14 protein-coding genes and 1 pseudogene are annotated in these 15,229 nt (G+C 70.3%); 13 read left to right on the forward strand and 2 right to left on the reverse strand.

The window, feature by feature from the left end; all coding sequences use genetic code 11:
• The first annotated feature begins 253 nt into the window (after nucleotides 1–253).
• From MCHT01_RS27500 to MCHT01_RS26395, 3 genes are read left to right on the forward strand one after another with little or no spacing between them, the layout of a single operon-like run.
• Nucleotides 254–1,735: an RHS repeat domain-containing protein gene (locus tag MCHT01_RS27500; protein WP_084452998.1), complete on the forward strand. Its 1,482-nt coding sequence runs from the start codon at nucleotides 254–256 to the stop codon at nucleotides 1,733–1,735.
• Nucleotides 1,696–2,235 (forward strand): tetratricopeptide repeat protein, encoded by a 540-nt coding sequence (locus MCHT01_RS26390; RefSeq protein ID WP_148661613.1) that lies wholly within the window; start codon nucleotides 1,696–1,698, stop codon nucleotides 2,233–2,235. The genes MCHT01_RS27500 and MCHT01_RS26390 overlap by 40 nt, the downstream gene beginning before the upstream one ends.
• A gap of 37 nt (nucleotides 2,236–2,272) precedes the next feature.
• Entirely contained in the window at nucleotides 2,273–2,938 is a 666-nt protein-coding gene (locus tag MCHT01_RS26395) for an RHS repeat-associated core domain-containing protein (protein WP_148661614.1), read from the forward strand.
• A gap of 374 nt (nucleotides 2,939–3,312) precedes the next feature.
• Here MCHT01_RS26395 and MCHT01_RS25760 read toward each other — a convergent pair.
• Both MCHT01_RS25760 and MCHT01_RS19235 read right to left on the reverse strand, forming a co-directional pair.
• Nucleotides 3,313–3,625 (reverse strand): annotated as a pseudogene (locus MCHT01_RS25760) (IS21 family transposase); the annotation flags it as partial.
• A gap of 36 nt (nucleotides 3,626–3,661) precedes the next feature.
• Nucleotides 3,662–4,081, reverse strand: a complete 420-nt coding sequence (locus MCHT01_RS19235; RefSeq protein WP_067067462.1) for a hypothetical protein — start codon at nucleotides 4,079–4,081, stop codon at nucleotides 3,662–3,664.
• A 240-nt stretch (nucleotides 4,082–4,321) separates the two neighbouring features.
• Here MCHT01_RS19235 and MCHT01_RS19240 point away from each other — a divergent pair, with 240 nt between their 5' ends.
• The 10 genes from MCHT01_RS19240 (at nucleotide 4,322) to MCHT01_RS19285 (ending at nucleotide 15,184) form a co-directional block, all read left to right on the forward strand.
• On the forward strand, nucleotides 4,322–5,995 hold the full coding sequence (locus tag MCHT01_RS19240) for a ShlB/FhaC/HecB family hemolysin secretion/activation protein (RefSeq protein WP_067067465.1): 1,674 nt from the start codon (nucleotides 4,322–4,324) through the stop codon (nucleotides 5,993–5,995).
• A gap of 79 nt (nucleotides 5,996–6,074) precedes the next feature.
• Nucleotides 6,075–7,859 carry a DUF2341 domain-containing protein gene (locus MCHT01_RS19245; protein WP_067067467.1) on the forward strand — a complete coding sequence of 595 codons (1,785 nt, stop codon included), beginning with the start codon at nucleotides 6,075–6,077 and terminating at the stop codon, nucleotides 7,857–7,859.
• A gap of 2 nt (nucleotides 7,860–7,861) precedes the next feature.
• Nucleotides 7,862–8,269, forward strand: coding sequence for an ExbD/TolR family protein (locus MCHT01_RS19250; protein WP_067067469.1), 408 nt, complete (start codon nucleotides 7,862–7,864; stop codon nucleotides 8,267–8,269).
• Between the two features lie 10 nt (nucleotides 8,270–8,279).
• Nucleotides 8,280–9,056, forward strand: coding sequence for an energy transducer TonB family protein (locus MCHT01_RS19255; RefSeq protein ID WP_245643424.1), 777 nt, complete (start codon nucleotides 8,280–8,282; stop codon nucleotides 9,054–9,056).
• Nucleotides 9,057–9,119: 63 nt separating this feature from the next.
• Nucleotides 9,120–10,898, forward strand: a complete 1,779-nt coding sequence (locus tag MCHT01_RS19260; RefSeq protein ID WP_067067472.1) for a putative porin — start codon at nucleotides 9,120–9,122, stop codon at nucleotides 10,896–10,898.
• Between the two features lie 10 nt (nucleotides 10,899–10,908).
• A complete protein-coding gene (locus MCHT01_RS19265) occupies nucleotides 10,909–11,739 on the forward strand; it encodes a hypothetical protein (RefSeq protein WP_067067475.1) in 831 nt (276 codons plus the stop codon).
• Between the two features lie 134 nt (nucleotides 11,740–11,873).
• Nucleotides 11,874–12,407, forward strand: a complete 534-nt coding sequence (locus MCHT01_RS19270; protein WP_084453000.1) for a YbjN domain-containing protein — start codon at nucleotides 11,874–11,876, stop codon at nucleotides 12,405–12,407.
• 87 nt (nucleotides 12,408–12,494) lie between these two features.
• Complete coding sequence (locus MCHT01_RS26400) at nucleotides 12,495–13,367, forward strand: STN domain-containing protein (RefSeq protein WP_067067478.1); 873 nt, start codon at nucleotides 12,495–12,497, stop codon at nucleotides 13,365–13,367.
• A gap of 57 nt (nucleotides 13,368–13,424) precedes the next feature.
• A complete protein-coding gene (locus MCHT01_RS19280) occupies nucleotides 13,425–13,961 on the forward strand; it encodes an RNA polymerase sigma factor (protein ID WP_067067481.1) in 537 nt (178 codons plus the stop codon).
• Between the two features lie 206 nt (nucleotides 13,962–14,167).
• Entirely contained in the window at nucleotides 14,168–15,184 is a 1,017-nt protein-coding gene (locus tag MCHT01_RS19285; RefSeq protein WP_067067484.1) for a FecR family protein, read from the forward strand.
• Nucleotides 15,185–15,229 lie beyond the last annotated feature (45 nt).

A 15,229-nucleotide genomic window follows, 5' to 3' on the forward strand; every position in this document is an offset into this window, starting at 1 on the left:
CACGTCGCGGTCGGCGGCGATGTGCGGCACCCGATTGGCCTGTCTTGCGTGAGTCTCCTTGCCGTCGCCGAGCGGACTTGGGCTCTTCGTGGCGGGGTGGTGGGCGACGAAGTGAGGGGCGAACCCGGCGCGGATCACCTACAACAACGGCGTGCCGGTGAGCATGAGCCTGGCCAAGGACGCCAGCAACACGGCCAACCCGCTGATCAGCGACATCTAGTGGGAGCCCTTCGGTGGTGTGCGCAGCTGGCAGATGCCGCTGAACACGGGCGCCAAACTGCAGGAGCGGGTGTATGACCCGTACGGTCGCCTGGTGCGCTATCCGCTGGGCTCGGTGGTGCGAGACATCACCTATGACGCGGCTGATCGCATCGCCAGCTACACGCATCTGGATGTGGCCACCGGCCAGGTGACGGCGGAAGCGCAGGCACTGAACCAGAGCTTCGGCTACGACGAGCTGGGCCGACTCACCAGCATCACCACGCCGTCGGCGAGCTGGACCATCGGCTACGACGCCAACGGCAACCGCACGGGGGTGACGCTCAACGGCGCTGCGTCGACGTACTCAACGGAGGCCACGAGCAACCGGCTCTCCGGCATCAGCAACCCCACGCGCAGCTTTGGCTACGACGCGGCGGGCAATACGCTGAACGACACGGGCATCGCCTACACGGCGAGCTACGGGCTGGACAACCGGTTGGCGACGCTGACGAAGGCGGGGGCGACGACTTCCTTCAACTACGACGCGGCGGGGCAGCGGGTGCGCAAGGTGACGGGCGCGTCCAAGTCGCATTTCGTGTACGACCAGGACGGGCAGTTGCTCGGGGAGTACAACAGCACGGGCTCGGCGCTGCAGGAGTTCGTGTGGCTGGGCGGCACGCTGATGGCGGTGCTGACCAACTCGACGACGGCCGAGCCGCGGGTGTATTACGCGTACTCGGACCACCTCAACGCGCCGCGGGTGATCGTGAACGCGGCGGGGGACGTACGCTGGAAGTGGTTCTCGGAGCCCTTCGGCACGGCGGTGCCGGAGACGATCCCGAACTCGCTGGAAAACCTGGTCGTCAACCTGCGCTTCCCCGGCCAGTACTTCGACAAGGAGTCGGGGCTGAGCTACAACTACTTCCGGGATTACGACGGCACGACGGGGAGGTATGTTCAAAGTGACCCCATCGGGCTGAACGGGGGCATCAACACGTATGCGTACGTCAATGGCAATCCGCTAAGCAGTATTGACCCTCTCGGACTAGCTCCCGACGCGGCTTGTGTTGCGCGAGCCGCCGCAGTGGGGGCCTCGTGCGGTGGTGTCGTTGGTGGGGTGGCAGGAGGAACAGCTGGAGCCGTCGGCGGCGGTGCGGCTTGCACTCTTGTTGCCCCAGGCGTCGGAACTGTGGGTTGTGGCGCGGCAGGGGGAGTCGCTGGAGCAACTGCCGGAGCTGCTAAAGGAGCGATTTTTGGCGCTGCTGTCGGTGCTGCTTACGGCAGCTTGACTTGTAAGGAATCAGGCACAGGTTCAGACACGGGGAAAGATTCGGAAGAGTGCAAACGAGAGCGGGAAGCTGCAGAGCAATATTGCCAAGACCTTTACGACGGGGGCTATAAGCCAACGCGCGGTGGCAGAGGAATTGGCGATACGGACATCCAGACCTGCATTAGAGGGCGAATATCAGAGAGGTGTGGCGGAACTCCGGTTGAATGGGAGCCTCGCAAGCAACCAAAAAGAAAATTCTGGTGACTGGTGATATGAAATCTATTCAAGACCTGAGGCAAGAGGTTTCCATCCTTCGAGCGCAAGATAAATTTCAAGAAGCCGTTCACGCCTGCGATGCATTTATCAGGGCGGACGATTCATGTTTTGCTGCTTATGCGGAGAGAGCTCGCCTCAATTATTCTCTTGCAAGATACCAAGAGGCTTTCGAGGATGTGAAAAAGCAAATGGAGTTGCGCCCCGAGAGCCCTAGCCCGTATTACACCAGGGCTAGGTGGAGCCTGGCGTTGGGAGATGAAAAGTTGGCCGCTGCTGATGCGGGCTTCATTATTGCCTCTGGTGATGAGTATTTTCTCTCATCTGCATATTTTATTAGAGCGCTAGCCAATTGCTACCTTGGAAAAAAGGTGGAGGCCATGGCTGATTGTTTGCGCGTGCCTATGGGCTTTGATATGGGGGTTGAAACAAAAAGCTTGGGTTGGCGAGTTATGTCTCGGGAAGAACTGCTTGCCCTAATTGGCCGTTAGCCTCGTAAAGCGGTGTCGTTCGCTAATAGAGCAGTAGATGGACTTCGGCTGCAGCGTTGTCTGGCGGAATAGTCCCCCAGAAAAAACCGCCGCAGCCAGGGAGGCCGCCTTCGTCTTCGTTCCGCAACCCCGCGTCGCGCCTCAGGAAAACGCCGGCAACTACGGCGGATGGGTGCCTGGGCGGAGCTACGGTCAATCTGACCCCATAGGGCTGGCGGGTGGCATTAACACCTACGCGTACGTCAACGGCAATCCTCTAAGCCATACCGGCCCACGCGGGCTAGCACCGACGAAGGCAGTCATTTGGTTGGTCAGGATTTGCAAGAAGGGCATCGAGAAAATCCGCCTAGTCAATTTTGAAGAGGCGGTGCAACTTGCCAAGAAGGGCGAAGCCCTTCAATCAAGTCGCAAGGTGATGGAGCAGGTCGGAACCACTGCTAGCGAAGGCCGTCCGGTAATCAAGGATGAGGTGCGCCGTGACAGGTTGACCGGAAGCACCGAGGGACGCCGCCCCCACTATCACGTGAACCCTAGAAACGGTGGACACCTCTTCTACAGCATCGCGGCAGCTGTCACGCTCGCCGGCCATGTGGACTGTGAGGACTGCGCTTTGGCCTATGTTGCGGAGGGGCAAGATTTCTTCAATCCGCTATCGCTGTCCACGGACTTGATGGACCTGACAGGCATTGGAGCCCCCGATTGATTCAAATGTTTTGCGTTTTCCTGGTTGGTGAGCCACTTCTTCGCGAAGGCGATACCGAAGAGTTCGGGTTTTATAGAAACGAGTATGTCGCGGCCTTGTCGGAGGGGCGAGCCGTCGCTGCAGAAAAGGCCAAGACGACGAGGCGGCTTGAACGCAAGGGCATCCGATTCATTGAGGGGAAGCCGTTCACTCTAAAAGTGGAAGACATTAAGCCTCGGATGCCTCCTTGGAGACTTATTCGCAACGAAGGCTTCTTGTTCTTCCCGGTTAATTAGTCTGATTCGCTCTGATGCCTGCTTCGCGGGCCGCAGAATGGGTCCCTGGAGAAAAGTTGCCGCATCTTCTGGGCTTCCTGGCGCTTGAGCGCACAGTCCCCGCGCGAAGGCAGCCGCGCGGTTGTAGGAGCGCCGTAGCCGAGCTCCATGAGCTCAGCGTGCATCTGCTTCAAGGCGCGCCGCTGCGTGCGGATCTTGCCGGACTCGGTCTTGAGCCACTGCGCCTGCTTCTCCGCGAGCGGATCGAGCCGGCTGTGGCTCTCGCGCTTGGCGTACGACGGCTCCTCGTCGTCGCTGCGCAGGTACTTCCGGATGGTGTTGCGAGACAGGCTGGTGCGCCGGGCTTTTCTCGGATGGACAACTGTTCACGCAGGCCCCATCGCCTGTTGACACCAAGTGTCGCCACGTCAATCCCTCCAATGCTCCTGACCTGCCCCCCGCCTTTCTCTCACCGCCTCCCCGGAACCACCGGCGAGACCGGCTCGGCCGGCGGCGGGCGCTGCGGCGTCACGCCCTTGCCCCAACCATTGCCCATGCGGGTCTGCGTCGCGGCGATGTTGGCCTGCCCCAGCGCGTTGTTGGGCCGCTGCGCGATGCGCTCGGCCGCCAGCCGGGGATCGCCCGCCGGATCCGACGCGCCGGCCCGCGCGGCCGGCGGCATCAACTGCCGGGTCAGACAGTCGTAGGCCGGCGCGCGTTCGCCGTTGACCTCGACGCTGACGCAGGAGGGCTCCCGGGCCGGCGCCGAGGCCGACGGACCGGGCGCCTGCTCCCGTCCCTGCGCCCGGACCGACGCCGACACCGAGAGGAGAACGCTGCTCGTCACCAGGGCGAGCAGGGCGAGGCGCTTCGCGGGATGCCTGTTCATCCCGGCAGTGTGCGCCGCCGCGACCCGATCGCGTGTGACCGTGCCATGACCCCGACGCCGATCCGGCCATCGACCGGGGCTGCCATGAACTTTTCATGACAAACGGCAGTCCGCGCCCGTCCCACCCGTCTAGGCACTCGTACACGGCGGTGCCCGACCCGGCGCCGCTTCGAGCGGGCCGAGGGCCGCCACCGAAGAGGGGCGCCATCGGACCCCGTCTGGGAACGATCGAGTCAATCCATGCACAAGCACAACAACGGCGCGCCCTGGAGCCGATGGCGCGCGCTCTGTCTGGCGGCTGCCGCCGTCGGGGGATCGGGAGTGGCCGCGGCGCAGGATGCGCCGCCGGCCTCGGCGGCCACGCCACCTGACGCGCCCGCCGCGCCGCCAGCAGCCCATGCGGCCAACGGGGCCGACGCGACCGAGCGTCGCTTCGACGTCCAGGAGTACATCGTGCGCGGCAACACCGTGCTGGACATCCGCGCGATCGAGGCCGCCGTCATGCCCTTCCTCGGGGCCGACCGCAGCCAGCGCGACCTGGAGGCCGCGCGCGACGCGCTGCTGGCCGTCTATCAGGCGCGTGGCTTCCAGTCGGTGTACGTCGACCTGCCGGAGCAGTCCGGCCAGGACGGATTGATCTTCCTGCTGGTGAGCGAGACCCGCGTCGGCCGGCTCCGCGTCTCCGGCGCGGAGTACAGCTCGCCGATCGCGCTGCGCGACCAGGTGAGCGCGCTGCGGGAAGGGCAGGTGCCCGACTTCAACCGCGCCCAGGCCGAGCTCGCCACCCTGAACCAGAGCGGGCGCCAGGTCGTGCCCCTGGTCAAGCCCGGGGCGCTGCCCGGCACCATGGACGTGGACCTCAAGGTCGAGGACCGCAAGCCCTGGCGCCTGAACGCCAGCCTGAACAACGATCGCAGCGCCGACACCCGGCCGCTGCGCCTGTCGCTGGCCTTCAGCCACGACAACCTCTGGCAGAAGGGCCACAGCCTGTCGCTCAGCTTCTTCGGCGCGCCGCAGGACTTCGGGCAGAGCAAGGTCTGGTCCGGCTCCTACGCCGCGCCGGTGGCCGGCACGCCCTGGGGCTGGGAGCTGTCGGGCTACCTGTCCGACAGCAACGTCGGCACCACCGGCGGCACTACCGTGCTGGGCAAGGGCCACGCCGTCGGGCTGAAGACCACGTACACGGTGCCCGGTGGCGGCGACTGGTGGCAGACGCTCAGCCTGGGGCTGGACCTCAAGGACAACGAGGAACAGCTGCGCATGGGCACCAGCGGCGACCGCGTGCCGCTCAAGTACGCGCCGCTCACCGCCGCCTACGCGGGCTTCGTGCAGGGCCCGTCCTCGCAGGCGTCGATCAACCTGCAGCTGGTGGCCGGCACGCGCAGCCTCTTCGGCTACGGCAGCGGCGGCGCCGCCTTCGACTACAAGCGCTACAAGGCCTCGCCCAGCTTCCTCGTCCTGAAGGGCGACACCACGCTGAGCGTGGACCTGGGCTGGCTGGCCAACGCCCAGCTGGCCGTGCGCGCCAGCGCGCAGATCAGCGATTCGGCGCTGATCTCCAGCGAGCAGATCGCCGCCGGCGGGCAGAACTCGGTGCGCGGCTACCTGTCGGCCGAATCCACCGGCGACTACGGCGCCGTGATGTCGGTGGAGCTGCGCACGCCGGCGTTGTCCCGCGGCTGGCTGGAAAGCGCCCGCGGCTACCTCTTCGCCGACGCCGCCCACCTGCGCCTGCACGACCCGCTGCCCGAGCAGCAGAGCCGCTTCACGCTCGGCTCCGTGGGCGTGGGCGGCTCCATCCGCATCGGCACCAGCGCGTCCGGCCGCCTGGACCTGGGCGTGCCGCTGCGTCAGGGCCAGCGCACCGAGCGCCACGACCGGCGCCTGAACTTCAGCCTCACGGCGACCTATTGACCGCGGCCGCCCGGCGCCCGCGTTTCCAGATCAACACCTGACCCCCAGCCGCTCCTCCCGGAGCACCCGGAGATCCTTCATGCGACGCTTCCTTCTCGTCGCGCTCACGCTGCTGAGCGCGTTCCTGCCGGGCCTGGCCCACGCCTGGTGGCAGCCCGACTGGGCCTACCGCAAGGCCATCACCATCGACGCCACCGCCAAGGGCGCGCCGCTGGGCGGCGCCGCGGGCCGCGCGCCCGTGCTGGTGCGCCTGCACACCGGCAACTTCAGCTTCGACGGCGTCAACGAGAACGGCTCGGACCTGCGCTTCGTCGCCGGTGACGACAAGACCGTGCTGAACCACCAGATCGAGCAGTTCGACCCGCTGCTGGGCATCGCGCTGATCTGGGTGGACCTGCCGCAGCTGCCGGCCGATTCGTCGCAGTCGCTGTGGATGTACTACGGCAATCCCAAGGCCCCGTCCTCGGGCAACGGCCAGTTGACCTTCGACCCCGACTACGCGCTGGTCTATCACTTCGCCGAGTCCAACGCCGCGCCGCGCGACACCACCGCCTACGGCAACCACGGTCAGACGTCCATCGTCAGCGCCGACGCCGCCGTGATCGGCAAGGGCGCGCGCATGGGCGGCGACGCGCTGCGCCTGCCGGGCTCGCCCTCGCTGGCCTGGCGCGAAGGCGCGCCGCTGACGGTGTCCCTGTGGGTGCGCCCCGAGCAGCTGGGCGCGCAGCAGGCGCTGTTCGTGCGCCGCGACGGCGCGCACGAGCTGCTGCTGGGCGTGGACCAGGGCGTGCCCTTCGTGCAGGTGGACGGCCGGCGCAGCGCGCCGGGCACGCCCATCCAGGCGGGCCAGTGGTCGCACGTGGCCTTGCGCTCGGACGGTCACCGGCTGTCGCTGCTGGTCGGCGGCCGGGTCGCCGCCACGCTGGAGGCCACCACGCCGGCGCTGAGCGGGTCGGCCGCGATCGGCGCGGACCTGCCCGCCGACGGCGGCGCCGCGCGCCTGACCGCGCTGAACGGCCTGATCGACGAGCTGCGCGTGTCCAAGGTCGCCAGGCCGGACGCGCTGCTGCTGGCCGACGCGGTGTCGCAGGGTGCCGATTCGCGCCTGATCGCGATGGGCGCCGACGAGCGCCAGGCCGGCAAGAGCCACTTCGGCTTCATCGTCGCGGCGATGCCCCTGGACGCGTGGATCGTCGTGGCCATCCTGGGGCTGATGATGCTGGGCTCCTGGGCCATCATGATCGGCAAGGGCCGGCGCTTCGGCGCCACCTCCCGCGCCAACCAGGCCTTCATGCAGCACTTCCGCGCCGCCGCCGGCGCGCCGCTGGACCAGCTCGCGCGAGATGGCAGCGTCGACGCCGGGGTGCGCGGCGATTCCTCGCTGTGGCGCCTGTACGAGGTCGCGGTGGAGGAACTGCGCCGCCGCCACGACCTGGGCTACGACCTCAACGCCGTGTCCGCCGCCACCATCGGCGCCATCCGCGCCGCGATGGACGGCGTGATGGTGCGCGAGAACGAGCAGATGAACCGGCGCATGAACTGGCTGTCGACCACCATCGAGGGCGCGCCCTACGTGGGCCTGTTCGGGACGGTGATCGGAATCATGCTGGTGTTCGTCGTCGCGGCGATGGCCGGCGCGGTGGACATCAACTCGGTCGCCCCGGGCATGGCCGCGGCGCTGCTGTGCACGGCCGCGGGCCTGGGCGTGGCGATCCCCGCGCTGTTCGGCTACAACTGGCTGGCCTCGCGGGCCGAGGCGATCGGCGCGGACATGGCCGTCTTCGTCGACGAGTTCTCCACCCGCCTGGCCGAAGAGCAGGGCGAGGGCCGCCATGAGCGCGGCGCCACCCTGCGGAGCGCCTGACCATGGCCGCCCCCAAGTTCGGCGTCAAGCGGCGCGGCGGCGGCATCAACATCACGCCCTTCGTGGACGTGCTGCTGGTGGTGCTGGTGATCTTCATCCTGACCAGCAACGCCAGCATTCCCGGCATCAAGGTGGAGCTGCCCAAGGCCAGCGCCTCGGTGCCGCTGGAGAAGCCCAAGACCAAGGCCATCACCATCGACAACGCCGGCCAGGTCTTCCTGGACGCCTACCCGGTGACGCTGCCGGAGCTGGAGGAGCGGCTGCGCACCGAGAAGGCGCTGTCGCCCGACTTCCCCGTCATCGTGCGCGGCGACGCCTCGGTGCAGTACGCCAAGGTGGTCGAGGTGCTGGACCTGCTGCGTCGCATCGAGCTCAACCAGGTCGGCCTGGTGACCGGCAAACCGGCCTGAGGGAGCGACCGTGAGCCAACCCGCTCCCTTCTCGCGTCCGACCGGTCCCGCCGCGACCGGCGTGCCGCCGTCGCGTCCGTCCGCGGGCGTGCCGGTCCCCGCGCCGTCGCCGCTGTTGGTGTTCTGGCGCCGTCACGGTGGCCGCACGATCGGCGTGGCGCTGGTCGCGCTGCTGGCGGCCGGCGTCTGGTACCTGCTGTCGGACACGGCGGCCAAGCGGCGTGAAGTCGCCGCGCCGCCCACGTTGATGCTGCCGCCGCCCCCACCGCCGCCGCCCGAGCCGGAGAAGCTGCCCGAGCCCGACCCGATCAAGCCCGAGGTCGTGCCCCCCGAGCCCACCCCGGTGGAGCCGCTCGAGGCGCCGGTCGAGAACGCGCCGCCCAACCCGTCGCAGGACCTGGGCGACCCGGTCACCATCGACGGCGCCGCGCAGGCCGGCACGGACGGATTCGGCGTCTCCGCCGGGCGTGGCGGCGGCATGGCCGGCGCCGGCCGCGGCGGCCTGGCCAGCGGCAGCTACGGGCGCTACGTGTCCAGCGTGCTGCAGCAGGCGGTGACGCGCGACGCGCGCACCCGCACGCTGGCCTATCAGGACGTGCGGCTGTTGCTGTGGCTGGACGAGCAGGGCCGACCCACGCGCGTGGAACTGGCGCGCGGCTCCGGCAACGCCGCCACGGACGAGGCCTTGCTGGCCGTGGTCCGCGGCATGGACGGCATCGGCGAGAAGCCGCCCGCCGGTCTGAGCTTCCCCATCCGATTGACCGTCACCGGGCGCCGTCCGGGCTGAGGCGCGCGCCGCGCCACCGACCGTCGCCCGATGCCTTCTTCCATTTCCTTGTTGGACGATCCCATGAACTCTGCATTCCCCGAACGCGGCCGCCCCGCGCGCCGCGCGCTGGCCACCGCCGTCGCGGCCGCGCTGACCCTGGCCACCGGCGCCGCGCTGGCGCAGGCCCCGGCGCCGACCGCCGCCGCGCCGTCCGAGACGGCCATGATCCGGCTGATCCGCGGCCTCATCCAGAGCGGCGCGCTGGCCAAGGACGTCGGCGAGGCGCTGCTGGCGCAGGCCCAGGCCGAGGCGATGGCCGGGCAGCAGGCGCGCGGGCCGATGGCGGCCGGCGCTGCCGCCGGCGCCGTGGCCGCGGGCCCCGCCGCGCTCCGTCCCGAGCCGGGCGACGTGCGCGTGGCCCACGTGCCGCAGACGGTGCGCGACCAGCTGCGCGACGAAATCAAGACCGAGGTGATGGCGCAGGCCCGCACCGAGGGCTGGGCCGCGCCCAACGAGGTGGCGCCCTGGACCAAGCGGATCCGCGTGGAGGGCGATGTGCGGGTGCGCAACGAGTCGCGCCTGTTCTCGGCCAACAACAGCAACATCGAGATCGACTGGGCCGCCATCAACGCCGGCAGCGGCTACGACGTCAACAGCAACACCAACGTGGCGCTGCCGCCGCTGGTCAACACGCGGCAGGACCGCCGGTCGCTGTGGCGCACGCGCGCGCGGCTGGGCGTGGTGGCGGACCTGTCCGAGGCCACGCAGGCCGGCGTGCGCCTGGCCACCGGCGGCGACGACAGCCCCGTCTCCACCACGCAGACGCTGGGCGGCGGGCTGGGCAAGAAGTCGATCTGGCTGGACCAGGCCTGGCTCTCCCACAAGCCGGTCGACTGGCTGACGCTGCAGGGCGGCCGCTTCGGCAACCCCTTCATGTCCACCGACACGCTGTTCTCGAGCGATCTCAACTTCGACGGCGTCGCGGCCAAGCTCGAGAAGGCCTTCCCGGTGGCGCGCACGACGGTGTTCGGCACCGTGGGCGTGATCCCGCTGGAGTACAGCGCCGACAGCTTCCCGCGCACCAGCCAGACCAAGATGCGCAGCGACAACAAGGTGCTGTTCGGCACCCAGATCGGCGCGGACTGGCGCGTCAACGAGGCCAACCGGCTGCGCGCGGCCCTGGCCTGGTACGACTTCGACAACATCGCGGGTCGCCTGTCCACCGCCTGCCAGCTCTACGCCGGCGAGGACCACTGCAGCACCGACTGGACGCGTCCGGCCTTCATGCAGAAGGGCAACACGCTCATGCTGTTGCGCAACATCGCCAGCAACCCGACCGACCCGGCCAACACGCGGATGCCGCAGTACGTGGGCCTGGCCTCGCGCTTCGAGCTGCTGGACTTCAACGCGCGCTGGGACACGCGGGTGGCCGACGGCATGGACCTGCGCCTGGATGCCAACCTGATCCGCAACATGGCCTTCGACACGAAGCGCATGCTGGCGCGGTCCAACGGCGGCATCGTCAACAACTTCGGCGCGGGCGGACCGTCCGGCGCGCTGCGCAGCGGCCGCAACGCCTACTACCTGCAGGCCACGCTGGGCGCGGGCGCGCCCACGCGCGCGGGCCAGTGGAACCTGCAGCTGGGCTACAAGCGCATCGAACCCGACGCGCTGCCCGACGCCTACAACGACTCCAGCTTCCACCTGGGCGGCACCAACGCGCGCGGCTACTGGCTGGGCGGGTCCTACGCCTTCGACCGCGACGCCTGGTTCACCGGCCGCTGGATCTCCAGCAAGGAGGTCTTCGGCCCGCCGGTGGCCATCGACCTGCTGCAGGTCGAGTTCAACACCCGCTTCTGAGGAGCTCGCCATGAGCCATCCCATTCCCTGTCCCCGTCCCGCCCGGGCGGACGGCCGACGGCCCGCGCGCGGCTGGCTGTGGACCGGCGCGCTGGTGCTGCTGGCCCAGGCCGGTGTCGCCACCGCCCAGTCCGGCGGCCCCAGCATGGAGGAGCGGCTGCGCACCCAGCTGCGCGCCACCACCACGCAGCTGCAGCAGGCGCAGGCGGAGCTCGCCGAGCTCAAGAGCGCCGGCGGCGGCAAGTCCGCCAAGCCCGGCAAGGCGGCCCCGGCCGACGACGGCGCGCTGACGGCGCTCCGCAAGGACCTGACGCAAGCCCGCGCCCAACTGGCCACCGAGCGCGAGGCGCGCGAGCGCCAGCGCGACGACGGCCAGCAGCTCAAGGCGCAGACCGAGGCCGCGATGCAACGTGCGGCCGAGCAGCTCAACCAGTACCGCGCCGCCTATGACGAGCTGCTGCGTCTGGCCCGCGCCTCGGACGCCGACCGTCAGCGCCTGGGCGCCGAGCTGGTCGCGCAGCGCGGCGTGGTGGCGCGGTGCGAGGCGCACAACGCGCAGGTGTACGACGTGAGCCAGGAGCTGCTGCGCGCCTACGAGACCATGGACGCCACCACCTTGCTGCGGGTGCGGCAACCCTTCGCGGGCCGCATCCGCGTGCGCTTCGAGGAGGTGGCCCAGCAGTTCGGCGACCGCCTGCACGCGGGGCGCTTCGACGCCCGCGCTGTCAAGAGCGAGGTGGAGGGCAGCACGCCCGCGCAGGTGCCGGCACCGGCCCAGGCGCCGGCGGAGTCCCCCGCGAGCGACGGGGCCCGTGCGCCGTCGACGCCCTCGGCGCCCTGAACGGCGCCGAGGCGCCCGGAGGGTCGGACGCAAGACCCGACCCCCTCACGTCACCCCCGACGCCGACATCGAGCCGTCCCCGCTTGCCGGTGTCCGCGGTCTTCCTCTTTCAGCTTTCATCCTTGAGTTGTTCCATGACCGAGACGATCACGACCCCCTCCCGCGCCGACCAGGCGACCCTTCCCGCCGATGACCTGATCGCACCGCTGCGGACCGCCGTGAGCGCGCGCGAGGTGGCCGACGCGATCCGCGCGTCGGGCTGCGCCGTGTCCGAGATCGAGCAGGACGGCATCGTCCACCTGCACAGCGCCAGCCAGGGCCTGGGGTTCCAGGTGCTGTGGGGCAATCGCGCGGCGGCCGACCGCTTCGTCGACTTCACGCTGAGCTGCCCGCTGCGCGTGCAGGGCGGGGCGCTGCCCGAGGGCCTGACCGACGAATGGCATCGCGCCCGTCGCTTCGCGCGCCTGGCGCGCCACGGCGAGATGCTGGTGCTGGAGATGGACGTGGTGGTGGCCGGCGGTGTCGGCCCCGAGTACGTCGGCGTGGCGCTGCGCCTGTGGATGCAGATGATGGGCGAGTACTTCGTGCATCTGCGCAACTACCGCGCCTCCGAGACCGGCGCCGTGTCGCCGGCCGCCGTCGAGCCGTCGCTCGCCACCGCCGGTTGAGCATTCGCACGCGACGCGCACGACGCGGCGGACTGCCAACGATGTGTCATTCCCGTTTCACTTGCGTTGGGAAAAGTTGCTGTCGCCATGCGCCGCATGGCCGACGACAACACGCAACGCGCGACCGGACCGGGCGCGGCGGCCCGCGCCGCCGGCTCGCGACGGAAGTGGGAGAGGCACATCTCGGTGGGAGCCATGGCGGCAGGGCTGAGGCGCGCGTCGGCGCTGGCCGCGGGACTGGGCGTGAGCGCCGCGGTCCTGGCCGGCGGCACGACCCCGCCCGCGACCAGGGCCACCGCGGGAACGGCGTCGGCCGCGCCCGCGCGGGCGTCCATTGCCGCGTCGGCCTCGGTGCCGGCGCCGCCCGGCGCCTCGGCCTCGTCGCAGGTGTTCGACATCCCCGCCCAGCCGCTGGCGACCGCGCTTGAGCAGTTCATGACCCAGACCGCGCATTCCGGCCTCTACGACAGCACGCTCGTGCGCGGGTGGACCTCGCGTCCGCTGCGCGGCGCGCGCGTGCCGGAGGCCGCGCTGCGCGAGCTGGTCGCCGATACCGGCCTGACGGTCCGCTACACCGCGCCGGACGTGTTCACGCTGACGGTACCCGCCGGTCTGCCGCCTCGCCCGGCCGAGCCCGAGCTGGAGGATCCGATCCAGCTGCGCGCGGACTACTTCGCCAAGTTGCAGCAGGAGGTGCACCGCGCCCTGTGCCGCCAGTTCGAGACGGCCGCGCCGCCACGGCGTTTCGCGCTGAGCCTGTGGATCGGTGGCGGCGGCCGGGTGACCCAGGTGCTGCTGCTGGATTCCAGCGGCACCGCCGCGCGCGACGCCCGGCTGACGCAGCGCCTGCGGGAGATGCGCCTGACCGCGCCGCCGCCGGCCGCGGCGATCCGCCAGCCGGTGACGCTGATCGTGCGGCCGAGCGAGGACGCGCCGGACCTGGGGTTCTGCGATGACTGACGCGCGCGTGGACCTCGCGTGGGTCGTGGCCCGCGTCGTCGGAGAGAGGCCACGTCGATGAGCACCGGCACGACCTCGCTGGCGACGCTCAAGGCCTTCCTGGTCTCGCACTACGACGAGCTCAAGCAGCGCCTGACCTTCCGTCTGGGCAACGCCGACATGGCCAGCGACGCGATGCAGGAGGCTTGGCTGCGCCTGCATGCCAAGGAGGGCGCGCAGGCGCTGGACGAGCCCACCGTGGCGCATCCGGCGGCCTACCTGTTCCGCATGGCCTTCCACATCGCCGTGGACGACGAGCGCCGCGCCGAGCGCCGCCTGACCTGCAGCGAGGCCGAGGACCTGCTGGACCTGCACGAGCTGCACGACCCCGGACCCGGCCCGGCCCGCATCGCGGAGGACCGTCAGCGGCTGCGCCAGGTACTGGCCGATCTGGAGGCGTTGCCGCAACGCCGTCGCGACATCCTGCTGGCGTTCCGGCTCGACGGCCTGTCGCGCGAGGAACTGGCGGCGCGCTACCAGATCTCGCTGCGCACCGTCGATCGCGAACTGGAGAAGGCCTATGCGTTCTGCGTCGAGCAGATGCGCCAGGTCTGACGCGATGGTGCCGCGCCGCGCCCCCATCCCTCCACCGCGGTCCTTGCCGGGGTCGGCTCGGCGCGCGGTCGAGCGCGGTCCGCTCGACCCGCCCGATCGGGCCATGCCCGGCGACCCGATGGCAGCTTTGGCGCCGTCGATCCGTCTTAGCGAGGGCGGTCGGCGCAGCGACCCGCGCCGCCTCCGATCCATTCCCGCCATCCACCATGCCACGTTCCGCCTCTGAGTCCCCATCGCCGCGCCTGCAGCGCGAGGCGGACCGCTGGCTGCTCAAGATCAAAAGCGGCCAGGCGACCGCGCGCGATGTGGCCGCGCTGCGGCACTGGCGCTCGCTGAGCCCCGCGCATGCGCTGGCCTTCGACCGCGCGCGCCAGGCCTGGGACGCGCTCGGCGCGGTGGGCGAGGCGTGGCGCGTCATGGGGCCCACCGCCGCCGCGACCCCGGCGCCGCGACCGGCGCGGCGCCTGTTCCTCGGCGCGGGCCTCGCGCTGGCAGGCACCGCGGCCGCGGCAGCGGCGGTGTACCCGCCGCTGGGCCTGTGGCCGTCGCTGCAGGAGCTGCGCGCGGACCTGCGCACGGGGCCGGGCGAGCGCCGCCGGGTCGAACTGGCCGGCGGCAGCTGGCTGGAACTCAACACGCGCACGGCGGCGGGTCATCAAGCGGCGCCGGGTGAGGAGCGGGTGACCCTGATCGCCGGCGAGCTGATCGCCGTCGGCCCGCGACTCCCCGGTGGCCCCGCCATCGGCGTGCGGACCGGTGAGGTGCGCGTGATGCTGGCGCGCGGCGCGGCGGACGGCGATGCCGACGCCGTCGCCGAAGCGCCGCAGATGCAGGTGCGGCTGGCCGAGGACGGCGTGTACGTCACCTGCCTGGCCGGCGCGGTGGAACTGCACCATCCCGCCGGGCTGGCGCGGCTGCGCCCGCGCGAGCGGCTGCGCTTCACGCCGCAGGTGCTGGGCGACGCGCAGGTGGTCGACATCGAACGGCTCAGCGCCTGGCGCCACGGCGTGCTGATGTTCCGCGACACGCCGCTGGCCGAGGCGGTGGACGAGATCAACCGCTACCGCGCCGGCCGCGTCGTCGTGATGAACGAGGCCCTGGCGCGCCGGCGCCTCAGCGGCACCTTCCGCATCGAGCGGCTGGACGAGGTCTTCGACCAGTTGCAGGCCGCGCTGGGTGCGCGCGTGCGCCGCATGCCCGGCGGTCTCGTGCTGCTGGGCTGAGTCCGGTCGCCCGGGCGCTCGCCATCGGGCGAGCCCGGGCGCTGT

Origin of the sequence: Mitsuaria chitosanitabida ATCC BAA-476 = NBRC 102408, assembly GCF_001598255.1 — a bacterium.
In the GTDB taxonomy this organism is placed as follows: Bacteria; Pseudomonadota; Gammaproteobacteria; order Burkholderiales; family Burkholderiaceae_C; genus Roseateles; species Roseateles chitosanitabidus.

Coding starts and splice junctions, on each gene's coding strand:
- MCHT01_RS19260 (WP_067067472.1), top strand. CDS start 9,120: ATGAACTCTGCATTCCCCGAACGCGGCCGCCCCGCGCGCCGCGCGCTG.
- MCHT01_RS19285 (WP_067067484.1), top strand. CDS start 14,168: ATGCCACGTTCCGCCTCTGAGTCCCCATCGCCGCGCCTGCAGCGCGAG.
- MCHT01_RS19280 (WP_067067481.1), top strand. CDS start 13,425: ATGAGCACCGGCACGACCTCGCTGGCGACGCTCAAGGCCTTCCTGGTC.
- MCHT01_RS19245 (WP_067067467.1), top strand. CDS start 6,075: ATGCGACGCTTCCTTCTCGTCGCGCTCACGCTGCTGAGCGCGTTCCTG.
- MCHT01_RS19265 (WP_067067475.1), top strand. CDS start 10,909: ATGAGCCATCCCATTCCCTGTCCCCGTCCCGCCCGGGCGGACGGCCGA.
- MCHT01_RS26400 (WP_067067478.1), top strand. CDS start 12,495: ATGCGCCGCATGGCCGACGACAACACGCAACGCGCGACCGGACCGGGC.
- MCHT01_RS19270 (WP_084453000.1), top strand. CDS start 11,874: ATGACCGAGACGATCACGACCCCCTCCCGCGCCGACCAGGCGACCCTT.
- MCHT01_RS26395 (WP_148661614.1), top strand. CDS start 2,273: ATGGACTTCGGCTGCAGCGTTGTCTGGCGGAATAGTCCCCCAGAAAAA.
- MCHT01_RS27500 (WP_084452998.1), top strand. CDS start 254: ATGCCGCTGAACACGGGCGCCAAACTGCAGGAGCGGGTGTATGACCCG.
- MCHT01_RS19240 (WP_067067465.1), top strand. CDS start 4,322: ATGCACAAGCACAACAACGGCGCGCCCTGGAGCCGATGGCGCGCGCTC.
- MCHT01_RS19250 (WP_067067469.1), top strand. CDS start 7,862: ATGGCCGCCCCCAAGTTCGGCGTCAAGCGGCGCGGCGGCGGCATCAAC.
- MCHT01_RS19235 (WP_067067462.1), bottom strand. CDS start 4,081: ATGAACAGGCATCCCGCGAAGCGCCTCGCCCTGCTCGCCCTGGTGACG.
- MCHT01_RS26390 (WP_148661613.1), top strand. CDS start 1,696: ATGGGAGCCTCGCAAGCAACCAAAAAGAAAATTCTGGTGACTGGTGAT.